This is a genomic window from Pseudomonas sp. RIT778 (assembly GCF_019718735.1).
Taxonomy (GTDB): Bacteria; Pseudomonadota; Gammaproteobacteria; order Pseudomonadales; family Pseudomonadaceae; genus Aquipseudomonas; species Aquipseudomonas aphyarum.
In genome coordinates, this window is the sequence record NZ_JAIHBA010000021.1 from 48,486 (window position 1) to 63,826 (window position 15,341).

The 15,341-nt window shown below is 63.0% G+C and carries 10 protein-coding genes; 2 read left to right on the forward strand and 8 right to left on the reverse strand.

The genetic code is table 11. From position 1 onward, the window contains the following. Positions 1–85 precede the first annotated feature (85 nt). The 4 genes from K5E37_RS15745 to ptsP form a co-directional block, all read right to left on the reverse strand. On the reverse strand, positions 86–1,627 hold the full coding sequence (locus K5E37_RS15745) for an alkaline phosphatase (RefSeq protein WP_221534397.1): 1,542 nt from the start codon (positions 1,625–1,627) through the stop codon (positions 86–88). Between the two features lie 166 nt (positions 1,628–1,793). Continuing rightward, positions 1,794–3,527: a PTS fructose-like transporter subunit IIB gene (locus K5E37_RS15750; protein ID WP_221534398.1), complete on the reverse strand. Its 1,734-nt coding sequence runs from the start codon at positions 3,525–3,527 to the stop codon at positions 1,794–1,796. 11 nt (positions 3,528–3,538) lie between these two features. Further along, entirely contained in the window at positions 3,539–4,480 is a 942-nt protein-coding gene (pfkB, locus tag K5E37_RS15755; RefSeq protein ID WP_221534399.1) for a 1-phosphofructokinase, read from the reverse strand. Beyond that, a complete protein-coding gene (gene ptsP, locus K5E37_RS15760; protein ID WP_221534400.1) occupies positions 4,480–7,341 on the reverse strand; it encodes a phosphoenolpyruvate--protein phosphotransferase in 2,862 nt (953 codons plus the stop codon). The genes pfkB and ptsP overlap by 1 nt, the downstream gene beginning before the upstream one ends. A 306-nt stretch (positions 7,342–7,647) precedes the next feature. Between ptsP and cra the strand changes: the two genes are divergently transcribed. Next, on the forward strand, positions 7,648–8,643 hold the full coding sequence (gene cra, locus K5E37_RS15765) for a catabolite repressor/activator (protein ID WP_074691885.1): 996 nt from the start codon (positions 7,648–7,650) through the stop codon (positions 8,641–8,643). Between the two features lie 3 nt (positions 8,644–8,646). Next, positions 8,647–9,423 (forward strand): TatD family hydrolase, encoded by a 777-nt coding sequence (locus K5E37_RS15770; RefSeq protein WP_221534401.1) that lies wholly within the window; start codon positions 8,647–8,649, stop codon positions 9,421–9,423. Positions 9,424–9,440: 17 nt separating this feature from the next. On the opposite strand, the gene K5E37_RS15775 is transcribed toward K5E37_RS15770, so the two are convergent. From K5E37_RS15775 to K5E37_RS15790, 4 genes are all read right to left on the reverse strand, one after another. Further along, positions 9,441–11,471, reverse strand: coding sequence for a methyl-accepting chemotaxis protein (locus tag K5E37_RS15775; protein ID WP_221534403.1), 2,031 nt, complete (start codon positions 11,469–11,471; stop codon positions 9,441–9,443). Positions 11,472–11,627: 156 nt separating this feature from the next. Then, complete coding sequence (ampE, locus tag K5E37_RS15780) at positions 11,628–12,461, reverse strand: regulatory signaling modulator protein AmpE (RefSeq protein WP_221534405.1); 834 nt, start codon at positions 12,459–12,461, stop codon at positions 11,628–11,630. Continuing rightward, complete coding sequence (gene ampD, locus K5E37_RS15785) at positions 12,458–13,018, reverse strand: 1,6-anhydro-N-acetylmuramyl-L-alanine amidase AmpD (protein ID WP_085608039.1); 561 nt, start codon at positions 13,016–13,018, stop codon at positions 12,458–12,460. The genes ampE and ampD overlap by 4 nt, the downstream gene beginning before the upstream one ends. A 64-nt stretch (positions 13,019–13,082) precedes the next feature. Next, positions 13,083–15,272: a DUF1631 domain-containing protein gene (locus K5E37_RS15790; protein WP_221534406.1), complete on the reverse strand. Its 2,190-nt coding sequence runs from the start codon at positions 15,270–15,272 to the stop codon at positions 13,083–13,085. Positions 15,273–15,341 lie beyond the last annotated feature (69 nt).

Sequence of the window (15,341 nt, forward strand, 5' to 3'; positions counted from 1 at the left end):
ATGACGGTTTTACATTCAACACATTCGTTGTCTGTTACATCGCTATCGCGAGCAAGCTCGCTCCCACAAATTGTTTGCGGTGAACTCAGGCCGGTGACAGCTTCTGCTCAAACACCGCAACACCCTCCAGATCCCGCAACACCACGCTCATCTCCCCGCTCTGGCCGTCAATGTTCACCTCACCGAAAAACTGAAACCCGGCAAACGGCGAGGCGTTCTGTACCGCCGGCGCCTTCTCGAACACCACTTGCGGGCCAAAGGTCTTGTCCAGCGGATTGGGGCCGAAACTGCCGGCGTTCAACGGCCCTGCGACAAACTCCCAGAACGGTTCGAAATCCTGGAACGCCGCGCGATCCGGGTGGTAGTGATGTGCCGCGCAGTAATGCACGTCCGCCGTCAGGAACACGAAATTGCGCACCTGCTGCGCGCGCAAAAAGCCCAGCAGTTCGGCGATTTCCAGCTCACGTCCCTGCGCCGGACCTGGGTCGCCGTTGGCCACCGCTTCCCAGCGCGCAACACCGGGGCTGACCTCGCCATCCGGCACGCCAAGACCGATCGGCATGTCGGCGGCGATGACTTTCCACTGGGCTTTCGAGGCCTTCAATCCGCGTTTGAGCCAATTCAGTTGCTCGCGTCCGAGGAACGGTTTTTCCGCCCCGAGGTTGTCGTCGTTGGCGCCGCGATAACTGCGCATGTCGAGCACGAACACATCAAGCATCGGCCCGTAGCTCAGCTTGCGATAGATGCGCCCGCCGCCATCGGCGGCCTGCAAACGCATCGGCGAATATTCGAGCCAGGCCTGACGCGCTCGGCCGACCAGGGTGTGGATATTTTTTTCCTGATAGCGCTCGTCGAGCTGCTTGCCCGGCGACCAGTTGTTGACCACTTCATGGTCGTCCCACTGCCAGATCTGCGGCACTTCGGCGTTGAAGCGGCGGACGTTTTCGTCCATCAGGTTGTAGCGATAATTGCCGCGATAATCGTCGAGGGTCTGGGCGACCTTGCTCTTGGCTTCGGTGGTGAGGTTGCGCCAGATCCGGCCACCTTCCGTGGTCAGTTGCGCCGGCACCGGGCCGTCGGCGTAGATGGTGTCGCCGCTGTGGATAAAGAAGTCTGGCAGGCGCATGCGCATGGCTTCATAGATGCGCATACCGCCGATATCGGGGTTGATGCCGAAGCCCTGGCCGACGGTGTCGCCGCTCCACACGAAGCGGATATTGCGCCGCGCCGTCGGTGCGCTGCGCAAATGGCCGAGCCACGGTTCGCTGGCGACGCCGGTGCGGGCGTCCTTGAAATACACGCGGTAGAAAATCGCCTGATCGGCGGGCAACCCGGTGAGTTCGACGCGGGCGGTGAAATCGCTGCGAGCGTCGGCCAGCGCGGAAACGACCCGGCGCGGATGGCGGAACTGGCTGCGGGTGTCCCACTCCACCACCATCTGCGCCGGGCGGTCGGCGCGGCTCCAGATCATCGCGCGGTCGCCCTGCAAGTCGCCGGATTGCACGCCGTCAGTGAGTTGCGGTCGATCCTTGACCGACGCGATCACAGCCGGCGCCAGCCCCGGCATCAGCAGTCCGGCGCCGACGGCTTGCATCACGCGCCGGCGACCGGGATTGAAATCGCTCATGGTGTTCTCCCTGAAAAAAGGAAAACTTAAGCACGGGATCATGAATTGGGGATGACAACCTGTTTCCTGTGGGAGCGGGCTTGCTCGCGAAAGCGTCGTGTCAGCCGACATCGACTGCGCAGATACACCGCATTCGCGAGCAAGCCCGCTCCCACAAAGAATGGTGTCAGGCCTTCGCGGGCTCCAACGCCAGTTCCACGGCCTCCGGCCGCTTGACCAGCGCATACACCACCGCGGTCAGCAGACTGCCCGCGACAATCGCCAGCAGGTACAACAGCGCATGGTTGATCGCATTCGGAATCGCCAGCACGAACAGGCCACCGTGCGGCGCCATCAGCTTGCAGCCGAAGTACATCGACAACGCACCGGTCAGCGCACCGCCGGCAATGCTTGCCGGGATCACCCGCAACGGGTCTTTCGCGGCAAACGGAATCGCCCCTTCAGAGATGAAGCACAACCCGAGCACCAGCGCCGCTTTACCCGCCTCGCGTTCAGTCTGGGCGAACTTGCGCCGGGCGATGAACGTGGCGATACCCAGACCAATCGGCGGCACCATGCCGGCAGCCATGGTCGCGGCCATCGGTGCATAACTCTGCGAGGCCAGCAGCCCCACCGAGAACGCATACGCGGCCTTGTTGATCGGCCCGCCAAGGTCGACGCACATCATGCCGCCCAGCAGCACACCGAGCAGAATCGCGTTGGTGGTGCCCATGCTGTCGAGGAAATGCGTCAGCGCCGCAAGCATCCCGGCCACCGGTTTGCCGACCACGTAAATCATCACCAGCCCGGTGAACAGACTGGCAAACAACGGGATGATCAGAATCGGCTTCAGCGCTTCCAGACTTTGCGGCAGCGCCACATACCGACTGATCGCCTTGGCCGCGTAGCCTGCGATAAAACCGGCAACGATCCCGCCAATGAAACCGGCGCCCAGGGTGCTCGCCAGCAAACCACCGATCATGCCCGGCGCGAGACCGGGACGGTCGGCAATCGACCAGGCGATGTAACCGGCCAACAACGGCACCATCAATTTGAACGCGGTCTCGCCACCGATCTGCATCAGCGCCGCCGCCAGCGTGCCTTCTTCCTTGAACGCAGTGATACCGAACACGAACGACAAGGCGATCATCAGACCGCCCGCCACCACCATCGGCAGCATGAATGACACACCGGTCAGCAAGTGTTTGTAGACGCCGCTTTTCTCTTGTTTGGCCGGGGCCTTGCCGTCGCTCGCAGCGCTTTCCTGCTTGCCTTCGGCCAGGGCTTTTTTCAGCGTGGCTTCGGACTGCTTCAAGGCAATGCCGGTGCCGCAGCGGTAGATTTTTTTGCCGGCGAAACGCTCGGTGGCGACTTCAATGTCGGCCGCCAGCAGCACCACGTCAGCTTCGGCGATGGCTGTCGCGCTCAGCGGATTTCGCGCGCCGACCGAGCCCTGGGTTTCGACTTGCAGATCAAAGCCCAGACGCTTGGCGGCTTGCTGCAAGGCTTCGGCGGCCATGAAGGTATGAGCGACGCCGGTCGGGCACGCAGTGACAGCGACCAGACGTGGTGCTTGAGCACTGGCAACCACGGGCGGCGTTTCGGCAGCGACGTAAACCTCGGCCTCGACGGCGCCACGCCGCAGTACTTCTTCGACATCCTGCAGGGCTTGCGCCGGCGCGATCCGAAAGACTTTCTTGCCGATGAACCGGGTCATGTCCACAGGTCCCGTGGCGACCAGCAACACCCATTCGGCGGCCTCGATGGTGGCCGCCGACAACTCGCGTTCCGGGTGCGCGGCATCCACGACTTCGACGCTGGTGCTCCAGCCCTGACGCTGGGCCGCGGCATCCAGCAGCCGGGCGCACAGCACACTGGTGACCATGCCGTTCGGGCAGGCCGTGACAATGGCTAACTTCATGACAAACCCTCTTATTGTTCTGTCAGGGGGCGCACGCGCACGCCCTGTTCGAGCTGCGCCAGTTGCGCGGCATCGTGAATACCGAAACCGATCTGGGTCACCGCCTGCGCCGCAATCGCGGTGGCCGTGCGCAGGGTTTGTTCCGGCGTGTCGGCGCTGAGCAGACCGTGGAGCATGCCGGCCAGCAACGAATCGCCGGCACCGACCGTGCTGGCGACGCTGACCTTCGGCGGCGTCGCATGCAGCGCCGAGCCGACGCTGAACCAGTTCACACCGTCGGCACCGTGGGAGATCACCACATGCTCGATGCCCTGAGCGTGCAGCCGATTGGCTGCCTCGGCCTGAGACGCGTGGGACACCACTTCACAGCCCAGCGCATCGGCCAGTTCTTCGGTGTTCGGTTTGATCAGCCACGGACCGGCCTTGAGCGCCGCACGCAAGGCGTCGCCGCTGGTGTCCAGGGCGACTTTCAGACCCAACGCTTTCAAGCGCTCGACCAGTTCGCGCAACCACTGTGCAGTGACTCCGCGCGGCAAACTGCCGGCGACCACCACCGCGTCATGCCCCGGCGCGATCTGCACCAGACGCTCCAGCAACGCCTGTTGCGCCACTACGCCGACCACCGGCCCCGGACCGTTGATGTCGGTGATGCGACCGTCCTGTTCCGCGACCTTGATGTTGCTGCGGGTCTCGCCGGGCACCCGGATAAACGCATCGGTGAAGCCACGTTTGGCGAACAGGGTTTCGAAGGCTTGCAGATTGTCTTCGCCGAGGAAGCCGCTGACCGTCAGTTGATGACCGAGGTCGGCCAGCACTTGCGCGACGTTGACGCCCTTGCCGGCGGCGTGGGTGTGCATCTCGTCGCTGCGGTTGACCTGACCGGCCTCAAGACGTGGCAACTGCACCGTGAGGTCCAGCGCCGGGTTGAGGGTCAGGGTGAGAATCTTGGCCATTACAGGGCCTCCACTAATGCGCGCACTTCGTTGGCGCTGCCCACGGCCAGGGCTTGTTGAGCAAGGTTTTGCGTTTGCGTCAGGCTGAGTTCGCGGATGCGCGCCTTGACCTCGGCGATGCTGCGCCCGGAGACGCTCAGTTCATCCACACCAAGGCCAACCAGCACCGGCACCGCCAGCGGATCCGCCGCCAATTCGCCGCACACACCGACCCATTTGCCATGGGCATGGGCCGCGCGCACGGTGATGTCGATCAGTTGCAGCACCGCCGGGTGCAGGCCGTCAGCCTGGGCGGACAGGGTCGGATGACCACGGTCGATCGCCAGCGTGTACTGGGTCAGGTCGTTGGTGCCGACGCTGAAGAAATCCACCTCTTTGGCCAGCACCGGCGCCAGCAGTGCGGCGGACGGCACTTCGATCATGATCCCCAGTTGCAGATCGGCCACCGGGATTTCCAGGCGCAGGCGTTCGGTCATGTCGCGGGCCTGACGCCACTCTTCGACGCTGCCGACCATCGGGAACATGATCCGCAATGGACGGTTGTCCGCCGAACGCAGCAAGGCGCGCAATTGCGCTTCCATGATCTGCGGACGCTGTAAGGTCAGGCGAATCCCGCGTACGCCGAGGAACGGGTTTTCTTCCTTGGCGATCGGCCAATACGGCAGCGGTTTGTCGCCGCCGACATCGAGGGTGCGCACCACCAGCGGCCGACCGGCGAGGCCGTCGAGGACGCGGCGGTACTCGGCTTCCTGAGTCGCCTCGTCCGGTGCCTGTGGATGAGCCATGAAAATCAGTTCGGTGCGCAGCAGGCCGATGCCTTCGGCGCCCTGCTCCACCGCGCTGATCACACCGGCGCTTTCGCCGATGTTGGCGAACACTTCCACGGCGTGGCCGTCGGTGGTGTGCGCCGGTTGATGGCGTTGTTCGGCGGCGGCTTTCAGGCGTTGTTCGCGGGTGTCGCGTTCTTCGCTGGCGCGTTGCAGGGTCGCGGCATCCGCGTCCACATGCAGGCGACCGCGCTGGCCGTCGAGCAGCAACGGCGTGCCCGGTTTCAGCAGCAACACTGCAGCGCCCGCGCCGACCAGCGCCGGAATCCCCAGCGCGCGGGCCACGATGGCGCTGTGCGCTGTAGCGCCGCCACGGGCGGTGAGAATCCCCGCGACCCGTGCCGGATCCAGACGTGCAACGTCGGACGGGCCGACCTCATCCATCACCAGAATGTACGGTTGCTCGGGCTCGGCGGGCGTCTGCACACCACACAGTTGCGCCAACACCCGGCGACCAATGTCGCGCAGATCGGCGGCACGTTCGGCGAGCAACGCGTCCTGCAACGCTTCCTGTTGTTTCGCGGCGGCCTCGATCACGGCCATCCAGGCTGCTTCGGCGCTTTCGCCCTGCTTGAGGCGAGTGTCGACTTCGTCGGTGAGTTCCGGGTCGTCGAGCATTTCCTGGTGGGTGATGAAAATCTCGCGGATGGCCTTGGCCTTGCTGCGTTCGATCAGGCCTTGAATGTCCTGACGCACGTCGGCCAGCGCTTGCTTGAGACGCTCGCGCTCGATGGCGGCAGACTCGCCGCGCAACGGGTAATCGATGGTTTGCTGGACTTGAATGTGCGCCGGGCCGATGGCGATGCCGGGGGCCGCGGGAATCGCTTGCAGCAGGCTGCCGGAAGCCGGAGCGCTCAGAACTTCTGCGATGTCGGCGATCACTTCACGCTGCTGACTCACGGCCGGCAGTGGCTCGACTTCTTCGCCGAGGCCTTCTTCAATGGCAGCCAACAATGCCGGTAACGCATCGGCGGCGATGCTCGGTTCGGCGATGATTTCCAGCACCTGGCCGCGACGGGCGCCAAGGCTCAGCAGTTTGCTCAGGCTCTTCACCGATACGGCGCTGTCCTGACCGTCGACGATGCGCACACGGATTTCACCGTCAAAACTTTTCGCCAGTTGCGCAAGGATTTTCGCTGGCCGCGCGTGCAGACCATGAGCGTTGGCCAGCGCGATCCGCGCGCTCGGCCAGTCGGCCGGCAACTCGCCGCCGAGCACTTCGAGGACTTTTCGGCTGCTGGTGGCGCGGCCCAGTTCATGGCCGCGACCTTCGATCAGCAACGCGCACAACCGCTCGAGCAACGCCTGATGCGCTTCGCCAAGACTGGCCAGACAGAACAGACCGCTGAGCGGCTGGCCGAGGTAGCGCATCGGTTTGTCCGGGGTGACGAACGCCAGGCCCGGACGCTTCACGGTCTGCTCGCTGTGCAGCCACCACAGGCCATCGCCCAGCGGCAACGCTTCGACCTGCTGCAACACGCCGGCGAACCCGTTGCTCACGCAATCGGCCTGGCGCAGCAGACGCGCACCGCGCCAGACCAGCTCTTCGAAATCGTCGGCGGAAACCCCGAGGCCGATCATCTGCGCATCCAGCGCCAGCTCTTGGGGCGCGCCTTGCAGCAGTTTCAGCAGCGCTTCCGGCGAACTCGCGCGGCGCAGGGCCTGGCCCAGATCGGTCTCGCCGAGGGCGCGGGTCAGCAGTTGCAGCAGGCGCAGGTGTTCGTCGGATTTGGCGGCGATGCCGATGGCCAGATAAACGATCTGGCCGTCGCCCCAGTCCACGCCGTCGGGAAACTGCATCAGGCGCACGCCGGTGGCGAACACCTGATCGCGGGTTTCGGGCGTGCCGTGGGGGATCGCAATGCCTTGCCCGAGGAAGGTCGAGCCCTGAGCCTCCCGGGCCTGCAGGCCAGCGAGGTAGCCGTCGGCGACCAGACCATCGGCGACCAGATGACTGGCCAGCAATTGCAAAGCGGCGGGTTTATCCACAGCCGACTGGCCCATGGATATCTGCTCTACAGTGAGCTCGAGCATGCGATCTCCTTTTTGGCGCGGTGGCGCGCCAGGTATTGTTTTGAATGGTTGCAGCTTAGGCGCTATGGGCCATCCTTTTCAGGAGGCAGTTTTGGCGGTTTCACGGCAGAACCGGCCAAAGGCGTCTAAAACGTAGAAAATACGCTTGCTGAAACGTTTAATCTAGATTGATCGGCACGTTACTCGATAATGTCCCATCCTTGAAGTCCAACTTGTCGGATGCGCTGAGACAATGGTCGCCTGCCTGAATCGGGTAGGATTGGCGAAAATGTCGCGGCAAGCTCGAAAAAACAAGGAAATCCCGGGTTGAAACTCAGTGATATCGCGCGGTTGGCCGGAGTGTCCGTGACCACCGCCAGCTACGTCATCAACGGCAAGGCCGAACAGCAACGCATCAGCACCGCCACCGTCGAGCGGGTGCGGGCGGTGGTCGATCTGCACGGCTTTACCCCCAATCCACAGGCAGCCGGGCTGCGCAGTCGGCACACCCGGACACTGGGTTTTATCCTGCCGGATCTGGAAAACCCCAGTTACGCGCGGATCGCCAAACTGCTGGAGCAAGGCGCACGGGCACGCGGCTATCAGCTGCTGATCGCCAGCTCCGACGATGCACCGGACAGCGAGCGGCAACTGCTGCAACTGTTCCGCGCCCGACGCTGCGATGCGTTGATCGTCGCCAGTTGTCTGCCGGCCGGTGACGACAGTTATCGCCAGTTGCAGGCCAAGGGTTTGCCGATCATTGCCATCGACCGGGTGATGGATGCCGAGCATTTCTGCTCGGTGGTCAGCGACGACCGCGAAGCCAGCCTGCACCTGACCGAAAGCCTGCTCGACCCGCAGCCGAAACAGATCGTGCTGCTGGGCGCCCGCCCGGAACTGAGCATCAGCCAGGAACGTGCGGCCGGGTTCAAACAGGCTTTGGCCGGATTCAAGGGCGAAGTGCTGATCGAGCACGCCGAGTCCTTCAGCCGCGAGTGCGGCAAGCAGTTGATGGAAGAACTCCTGCAACGCCTCGGGCATTTGCCGGACGCGCTGGTGACCACGTCCTACGTGCTGTTGCAGGGCGTGTTCGACGCGCTGCATGACTTCCCGCTGAAAAACCGCCCGCTGCGCCTCGGCACATTCGGCGACACCCAGTTGCTCGACTTCCTGCCGCTGCCGGTCAACGCCATGGCCCAGCAGCACCAGTTGATCGCCGACAAGGCGCTGGAACTGGCGCTGGCCGCCGTCGAGCAATCGGACTACCAGCCTGGCGTGCAGGCCATTGCCCGTACCTTCAAGCAGCGTATTCACCGAGACTGAGCCGTGGAGCTGATCGACAGCCACACCCATCTGGACTTCCCCGACTTCGACGCCGACCGCGCGGCGCTGCTGAGCGAAAGCCGCGCCCTCGGGGTGCGGCGAATGGTGGTGCTCGGGGTCTACGAGGGGAACTGGCAACGGGTGTGGGATCTGGTGCAAAGCGACGCCGATCTGTACGCGGCGTTCGGTTTGCACCCGGTCTACCTCGATCAGCATCGGCCTGAAGACCTGAATGCACTGGGCGATTGGCTGACACGGCTAAAAGGTCATCGGCAGCTGTGCGCGGTCGGCGAAATCGGCCTGGATTACTTCATCGAAACCCTCGACCGCGAGCGCCAGCAAGCGCTGTTCGAAGCGCAACTGCAACTGGCGGCGGACTTCCAGTTGCCGGCGCTGATCCACGTGCGGCGCAGCCATGCGGCGGTGATTGCCACGCTCAAGCGCTTCAAGCTCAAGCGCGCCGGCATCATTCACGCCTTCGCCGGCAGCCGTGAAGAAGCGCGGGAATACATCAAGCTCGGTTTCAAACTCGGCCTCGGTGGTGCACCGACCTGGCCGCAGGCGTTGCGCATGCACCGGGTACTGGCCGATTTGCCGCTGGATTCGGTGGTACTGGAAACCGACTCACCGGACATGGCGCCCGCCATGTTCCCCGGCGTGCGCAATACGCCGGCGCATTTGCCGGCGATCTGCGCCTCACTCGCCGCCTTGATGAACATAGATCCGGAACGACTGGCCGCCGCCAGTACGGCTAACGCTTGCCAACTGTTTCACTGGTAAACAGTCGGCAGAACACGTCAGACCCGGAAAGCGCTGATCAGCTGTTTCAACTCAACAACCTGCGCCGACAACGCACGGCTGGCGTCTTCGGTCTGATGCGCGCCTTCTGCGGTGCGCTCGCCGGCACGGTTGATCTCGACGATGTTCTGGTCGATATCGTGGGCGACGGCGGTCTGCTGCTCGACGGCGGCGGCGATCTGCTGGTTCTGGTCGACGATCATGCCGACAGCGCCGAGGATGTTTTCCAGCGCCTGCTGGACTTTTTCCGACTGCCCCACCGTGCCGTTGGCCATCTGATGGCTGACGCCCATGGCCTTCACTGCCGCGCCGACGCCGCCGTGGAGTTTGGCGATCATCTGCTCGATTTCTTCGGTCGATTGCTGAGTGCGTTTGGCCAGCGTCCGGACTTCGTCAGCGACCACGGCAAAACCACGCCCTTGCTCACCGGCCCGCGCGGCCTCGATCGCGGCGTTGAGCGCCAGCAGGTTGGTCTGCTCGGCGATGCTCTTGATCACTTCAAGAACGCGACTGATCGACTGGCTGTCGCTGGCCAACTGGTTGATCACCAGCACCGATTGATCGATTTCGCTCGCCAGTGCCGCGATGCTGCCCTGCTGCGATTCCACCAACCCGCGACCACTGATGGTTTCGTCGTTCACGCTGTGGGCGCTGCTGACCGCTGCCGCTGCACTGCGTGCCACCTCCAGCGACGTCGCCGACATCTGGTTCATCGCGGTGGCCACTTGTTCGATCTGCGTGCGTTGCCCGGCGACCGCCTGATTGCTTTGCGCCGAGACGTTTTCCACTTGCCCCGCCTGTCGCTCGACCTCGCCAACGGTGTGGCCGACCCGTTCGATCAGGTCATGGATTTTGCGCACCGTACCGTTGAACACTTCGCCCAACTCGCCGAGTTCATCACGGCTGTTGGCGCGGAAATTTACTGTCATGTCGCCTGCCGCGACTTTATCCATCATGGCGCCGAGGTTTTTCAGGGTGGCGCGGGTCGACGCATAGAAGCCGCCGTAGAGATAGAAAATCAACACGAACACCACCGACAACGCCACGGCTTGCAGCACCATGTGCGTGCGGTTTTGCCCCAGACGCTGCTGCAACTGGGTGTCGAGGAATTTCAGGGTGGCGTCGTTGAGCTGATAGGTCTGGTCCATCAGCCCGGTGACCTGGTCATAAAACGCCTGCCACGGGGCGTCGAGCGTTTCGGCCATCACCACTTGCTCTTCGATCAGGGTGCTGGCCTGTTTCAGCGTGGCCTTGCTGGCCTCCGCCGGGGTGCTCAGGGAGTCACGGGCGGCTTTGCTCGAACCCAGCGCGTCCTGCAATTTCAGGCCATATTCGGCCTGAAGTTTTTCGATCTGCACCAGCAACTCGTCGAAGCGGGTGCTCGACGAACTGTTGAGAAAGCCCTGGCCCAATGAATACGAGCCCATCGCCCGACCTTCGCCCAAGGCCTGGGTGACGGCCGGCGTAGTCGCAGTGATCAGCTCGCTGAGCTGGCGTATGTCGCCCTGATTGTCGCGACTCAACCCGGCCTGGCTGGCCACGATCTGGCTGAAAACCTGCGCATTGCCCAGCAGTTTGCCGATCAGCGCACTTTTGCTTTGCAGGGAGTTTTCCGCTTGCTGGTTCTTGAACGCAGCGATCATTTCATCGCGCTTGGTCTCGAAGAATTTGATCTGCTCAGGATCCTCGGTCATGGGCGTCAGCCCTTGCAGGCGCGCCAGGACGTTTTGCTCAAGGCCGGTGATCTGCGCCTCGACATTGCCGGCTTTGCCGGATTGGCCGAGGGTGACGTTGATCTGCACCAGATTGTTGAGGGTTTCCAGATCCCGGCGCAGGGTCAGGCTGCTGCCCAGCAGGTCGAGGCTCTGCAGCTCCACCCGGGTGCCCTGGAATTCGCGGTAGGAATCGCGCACCAGATAGAAATTGGTCACCAGCATCGGCACCAGGAACAGCACGCTGATCAGGCTGAACTTCATGCCGAAGCTCAAGCGGTTCATCAGCGAGACGGCGGGATAGAGCAAGCTCTTCACTGGAAGTCTCCCTTGGTTTTTCTTGTTTTTATTGGCAGGCGCGGGGCGACAGCAGATAGCCACTATCGGGCGCCATCTCTGTATAGCTCAAATCGAAGGGAGGTTTTGTAACTTAAGGTTAACGAGGGGGATTGCCCCCCTCGTCACTTGAACGACCTACGCCAGCACTGTCCACAGGGCAAAGCCTGCATACCACAGCACCGCCGCCCGCAGCAGCAGTTCCCACAGGCAGTCGAGGGTGTTGATGCCTTCGGGACCGACAGCGGCCGGCGGGATTTCCCCGGCAGCCAGCCCGACCCTGTTGATCAGTTGCGCAGCGCTGATGTTCCAGTTCAGCAGTTCGTGCAGCATCACCCGGCTGACCGCGACGAAATTGCCGACCAGGGCAAGGCTCGCCGCCAGCAGACGCACCGGCACCCAGTCGAAGGCATGACGCAGTTGCCCGGCCCGTTCGGCCACCGCCGGGTTCTGGGCGTGTTCTTCCGCCAGCGCCAGCAAGCGATAGCTCAGCGCCGCGACCGGGCCGAGCAGGAAGTACCAGAAAATCACCGCAAAGAAACTCTGGTAGGCCTGCCACAACAGATGACGTTGCACTTGCTCCAGCAATTGTTCGCCGCTTTCGGCGCAGATGTTCAGATCTCGCTTGGCCACATGGGCAGCGGCCTGCAGGTCCTCACGGCGCCAGGCGTCGCGAAACGGTCCGAGCTCGCCGAGCAGGTCACCCCGCCCCAGGCTGTAAATCACCACCAGCAAATGCACCGGCAACGCCAGCAGACCGTAGGCCACCGGGTCCAGCACCACCAGCAGCAATCCCAGCAGCGCCACCGGCAACAGCACCAGGACGGTCAACACCAGCCACGGCTGTTTGGCCAGCCCGCCGATTTCCAGCTTGTGCAGTTCGCGAATCCATCCGCCATCGCGTTGAACCCGTTGGCGCAGGGCCGAGAACTTCTCGATCCATACCGCCAGCAGTAACACCAGAAAACTCATTGTCCTTCCTCTTGTGCCAGGGCGGCGCGGTAGCGTGCCCAGTCGAATGCGGGTCCGGGGTCGGTTTTGCGTCCGGGGGCGATGTCGCTGTGCCCGCAGATGCGCTCGACAGTGATCGCCGGAAACGCTTTTTGCAAATGGCGGGTCAGCAGGATCAACGCCTGATACTGCGCATCGGTGAACGGCAGATCATCGGTGCCTTCCAGCTCGATGCCCACCGAAAAATCGTTACAGGTTTCCCGTCCCTCGAACACCGAAACACCGGCATGCCAGGCACGCTCAAGACAGGAGACAAACTGGGTGACCTTGCCGTCACGTTCGATCAGAAAATGCGCGGACACGCGCAGGTCGGCGATCCCGGCAAAGTAGGGATGTTCCGTGACATCCAGACGATTCTGGAAAAATTCCTGCACCTTGCCGGTGGCGAACTGCGCCGGTGGCAGGCTGATGTTGTGGATGACCAACAGGGAGACTTCGCCCGCCGGGCGTTCATTGAAGTTGGGCGAAGGGCAGACCTGCACCCCGTGACACCACCCGCTTGCGGGATCCAACTGCATACCGATTCCTTCAACGCCGACTGTGTTGGCGACCAGTATGCCGTGATCGGCCCCCGGCGCGCGATCACTTGCCGCGATTGAGCCGACGCAGATTGCCGAGCACCGACTCCAGCGCCCGGTCGAACAGCAAGGTGTCGTCCAGCGCCCGCACCGCGCCACGACGAAACGCCAGGGCCAGTTCAGTGCGGTCGCGCTCCAGCACTTTCATCCCGGTGCGGTCGACAAACACGTACTTGTTGGTAGCCTCGATGATCGCCGCCAGTTTGCAGCGCAGGGTGTGCTCTTCGTCTTCTTCGAACGCCACCCAACTGCCCAGGCGCAACTGATCGACCTGACGCAAACCTGCGTCGTCGGCCGGTAAACGCGCCGGCGTGCGTGGCTGGAGGCCGTCGTCGGCCATCTGCAAGACAATCGCCTGCGACACTTCGATCATTTCCGGCAATGCGGTTTGATCCGGCTCGCTGGACGGTTCGAGCAGGCGCACATGCAGCGCTTCCAGCTCACTGAAAAAGCCGCTGGTGGCAAACGGATCGAAGGCCGAACTGCTCAGGCCGTCGCGCAATGACTTGAGCAACCCCGGCACCAGCGCCAGCAGACGCAAGCCGGCTTCGGCGCCGTCGTGGCGCTGCACGCTCCAGATCAATTGCTCCATGGTCTGCACGTCGGCCTGCCATTCGGCAGACTGATCGCCGTGCTTGAGGCAAGTCAGCAGCAACACCTTGCTCCAGGCCTCCTGCACGAACGTCACCACCGACGGTGGCAGGACTTTGCCCAGCAACGCCTGATTCAGCGCCTGCTCGACACGCTGGCGGGCCAGTTCGGTTTTCGCCCGGCCCTCTTCGGCATCGCGCAAACGCTGTTCAAGCAATTCGCTGCGGCGACGCTCGTCACTGGTGAACGCGAGGAAGTCCGCCAGCAACTCGGAAAAAATCGCCGGGTCATCGACGAAGTCTGTCAGCAGGCGCTGCACCACTTGCTCGATGCGCAGGTAGAGGCTGTCGCGCGCATTACCGTCGCACTCGCCCCAGCCCATCGCCGCTTCGGCGATTTCATTGAGCAGGCGACGCGCCGGGTGGCTGCTGCGGCTGAAGAAGCTTTTGTCGATCACCGCGACCTTCAACATCGGGATCTGCAACCGGGCGATCAGCGCCTTGAGCGAATCCGGCAGGTTGCGATCATCGAGGATGCAGTCGAAGACCATGGCCACCAGATTGATCACGTCCTCGTCCGCCCCGCCGACGATTCGTGATTTGCCGCTGCGCACGCTGACCCGGGTCAGCAACTGTTCAAGCTGATGACGCAGATCGAAGTCGTCCTGCACCGCCAGCGCCGGTACATATTGCTGCAAGTGCGAGAGCAGGCGCAGCAGGTCGCGGGTGGAAATCGGCTGCGCCGGGGCGCTGGGCTCAAGGGTCGGCGCGACCGTACCGCGCACGTGCAGCAGCAGCTCCTGCAACGCGGCGAAGACCTCCTGCACGCCCGCATCCGTCTGGGTTTTGTCGACGCCCTCGAATTCGCTCTGCACGCTGGCCACGGCCTGATCGATGGCGCGACGGGCCGGTGCCGGCTTGAGCTCGGGCAACACGCCCGTGGCGATCAGCAGTTGATTGGCTTCGGCGTAGAGTTGATCGGTATCGGCCAGCACATACCGCTCGAACAGTTTGAGCAGGATCAGTTTGACCTTGATCTCCACCCCCAGATTGCGCCCCGCCTGCAGGAAGTATTCGCAAAGCATCGCCGGGCCCAGCGGGTTGTATTGATCGTCCAGGGTCTTGCCCAACAGCGCATTGAATCGCGCGGTCAGTTGATCGAGGGCGACCCCGTCGCGATTCAGCACGCGGCCGACCATGGTTTCGACCGCGACATTGCGCTCCATGTCATCGGTTCGCGCGGTTGTGTCCTCATGCTGCAAGGCGTGAGAAAGCACGGTGGGGACGGGATCGAATTGAGTGAGGCCGACAAAGGCTTCGAAGAATTGCTCGAGAAACCCGCGCTCGATGTTCTTGCGCTTGAGGCGCAGGTCGCGCATGGCTTCGAAAAAGATGTTCTGCTCGATGTCGTTACGCGCCCGGTCGGCCATTTCGAACAGAGTGTCGTCGGCGTTATCGAACAGTTCCTGCAAACCGTTGCGCAGGCGCTGGGCAGCCTTGTCGCGAACCTGAAGCAGAATCACAGGCAGGCGGGCGAGCGGCGAGTGAGTCGCCTGATCGGTAGTGGCCTTGTGCAGAGGCACTACATTCCCGTCGTTGTGCATCCAAGCCTCCTGAAACGGTGATTTGCCGACGTCAAACTCATGGCGTCAAATGCAAGGCGGATTATCTTG